We start from the raw sequence: 2,627 nt of genomic DNA, 5'->3' as shown, positions 1-2,627 counted from the left end.
TAAAAAATCCTTTGGCCTCGGCTCTGTGATCGAAATGCCGATCGTTCATCCAGAAAAACGACCAGAATGGATGAATAGTCCTGAAAAATTAGATGGCTGGCTAGACAAAACCACCGCCGCTGAAATATTAAAAAAGGGGCAAAATGGTGTGGTGATCATGGCGGCTGAGAGCATGGTGCTGATCGCCGCGATGGGGGATTTGACCCATGAGCTTATCATCAGTGATGTTAATCTTGCCCAAATAGCTGTACTGATGACTGAGAAGCTGAAAACTACGCAGACTGGTTTGCAGATTTGGATTTTGCTTGTGGAGAAAAACAATTCAATCAGCTTGTGAACGCGCTTTTTGCCACGCCCTTTGCACTCCAACAGGCTTTTAAGCGCTTGCAATCGAGAGTACGTGGCAAGCGTTTTACTTTTTTAATCAGCATTTCACCCATAATGGTAGCGCTGCGCTGATAGGTAAAGAAATGAAGAGCAGGGCAGCGATTAGTTCGATTTTTTTAGGCAGTATTGAAGATGCCTTATTGTTTGACATAGATGCAGATGAAAGTACGCAGTTAAAACAGGTGACTGACAGCATTCAGAATATTGAAGCGCATTGTGGTCAGCTGAATAATTTGCCAAAAAATAACCCCCTGCCCCGTCACTCATCATTCAGGCTGTATGAATACTCTCTATTAGATGGGAAAGCGAATCTGCAACAAAATAGTCACGCGGAAAACCCTGATCTTGAAAACCGGCAAGCCTTTTTGCAAAAAGAATATGCAAATATTAATTACATACAAAGAGCGGGGCAATTAATCTGGAGTAAAGGGTTTAATGCCAGCATTCGCAGTGCCGATAAATATGCGCATACACAGGCATGGAAACGTACGAATCACAATATATTGAAGCAGGATCAATGGCTCGCGGCAGGTGAATGGCTGCCCTTATTATCGCAACTGAAATATGATCCGATAGATGCAAACTATACCATCACCTATCTCAATACCAATAATCAGAACATCATTGATGTAACCACTAAAAATTCTATTTTTGCTGAAATGAGGCAGCAGGCAGACAAGTATCTTGATATCGCCAAAAAGAATTACTTATTTAGCGAAAATAAGCGCCAGCAACCTAAACTTGTGGGGAATTTCGCTGGCGCAGGGGGATTATCAAATATTCCGGGATCAATCGAATCATTATTTGATTTTTTAACTGAGGGGCCATTGGTGATAGAAGGAGACTCTATCTTACGCAAAGCCATGCAACTGCATGTTTTTGTTTGTTTAGCGTCAGACTTTACCAGTGTGTTGAATATTATTCCTACCGTTACCACAGGCACTTATCGATTCTTGGATGCCTGCATCGAGATGGGGATATTTGAAAAATATAGAAATCCAATTAATAATTATTGGAATGTTTTTATAAGATTTCTAAATCTAATGAAATGAAAGCGCTTGATTTCATTACCACAGAGGCCGCACTTGCCATCAGTTTCACCAGCTTTCTTTTTAATGCTTATGAATACCATAACGCAGAAGACTACCGCCAAAGCAGCCTAGCGTTGACAAGAGTTGGCTTTGATGTGGTGGGAATAACCTTTGATGTTATGAGCACCAAATACCTGTCAATAGCACAGGGATTTCCTGAAATGATGGCGCGGTCATCGCTGCCGGTTACGGACTTTCTGAAACGAGTAAAGCACTAACCAGCAGCATAGAGTTAATGGTTGACAATATCACGCAGGCCAGGCTTGCCGGCATGCACTTTAATTACTTGAAACAAGGCTTTGAGCAGGGCGGATTTACCCTGATCGGTAACGTGCTGATCCCCTGGCAGGGGGCGGTTATCAAGGCGATTCATCTGGAAAATGCGCGCGCACCGACGGTGGTATTTGATGAGATTGGCGCACAAATACGCAAAAAAACCGTCAGGGCGAAGATTACTTCACCAATGCTGATGATCCTGAGGCTTATATCAATTTACGTGAGCTGAATGAGATCGAAAAAGATCAGATTGTGGCTATTGCCCATGTGCCGACAGCAGGTGCGCCAGGTAAGACCGCTGCATCAAACATATTGATGCTACCAACCTCACCAAGGGTAAAAATCGATCCGATATATGGGCAAACGAATTTGATAAAATGGCGTGGAGATGCTGAGTTTGATGCGGTGCGCTATTTTGCTAAAAAGGATCCGCATTTCATTTTTTCCTTTTATAAAAACGCTTCTTTTCTTGATCCGATGAATAACGCTGTTGGTTTGGGTTGGATGGCGATGACCGGTTTAAGCTATCGCTACCAAGCAACCAAAACGGATGTCAATGTTTATTTAGGCAATGATCATTTCAATTTGATTGCCCCGGGCATTAAGAAAAAGCAGAAAACCAGTGATTCCCTATACAAAAAACACCTGCATTATATTCTTCATGCGCCAGAGCAGGGGAAAGGAAGTGTTTTCTTGCTGTTGAATCGGGGGCAAGCCCAGGGCGGGATCCAACTCATTAATTAATCAATTTTAGATTATAAAACACACAATTTGTGTATATTAATTAAACATATGAGAAAATTTCGCCTGCGAAATGCTTAAATATTGATCTTATTGATGACAAAAAATACAAAGTGGAATCCCGCCCTGGGG

Annotated in this window: 5 protein-coding genes; all 5 read left to right on the top strand. The window is 42.2% G+C overall.

What is annotated here, in order from left to right:
- Positions 1–337, top strand: a 337-nt coding sequence (locus REG_RS08505) for a hypothetical protein (protein ID WP_039908269.1), incomplete at its 5' end; no start/stop codon positions are given.
- Between the two features lie 133 nt (positions 338–470).
- Positions 471–1,439: a hypothetical protein gene (locus tag REG_RS08500; RefSeq protein WP_006705262.1), complete on the top strand. Its 969-nt coding sequence runs from the start codon at positions 471–473 to the stop codon at positions 1,437–1,439.
- A complete protein-coding gene (locus tag REG_RS08495; protein ID WP_039908266.1) occupies positions 1,436–1,696 on the top strand; it encodes a hypothetical protein in 261 nt (86 codons plus the stop codon). Before REG_RS08500 ends, REG_RS08495 begins: the two co-directional genes overlap by 4 nt.
- A gap of 17 nt (positions 1,697–1,713) precedes the next feature.
- Positions 1,714–1,983, top strand: a complete 270-nt coding sequence (locus REG_RS08490; protein WP_006705261.1) for a hypothetical protein — start codon at positions 1,714–1,716, stop codon at positions 1,981–1,983.
- A gap of 23 nt (positions 1,984–2,006) precedes the next feature.
- A complete protein-coding gene (locus tag REG_RS08485; protein ID WP_006705260.1) occupies positions 2,007–2,498 on the top strand; it encodes a hypothetical protein in 492 nt (163 codons plus the stop codon).
- The last annotated feature ends 129 nt before the right edge of the window (positions 2,499–2,627 follow it).

It is taken from the genome of Candidatus Regiella insecticola LSR1, from assembly GCF_000143625.1.
Classification (GTDB): Bacteria; Pseudomonadota; Gammaproteobacteria; order Enterobacterales; family Enterobacteriaceae; genus Regiella; species Regiella insecticola.
Note: the sequence above shows the minus strand (reverse complement) of the source record. Positions and strands in the feature narration are given on the sequence as shown.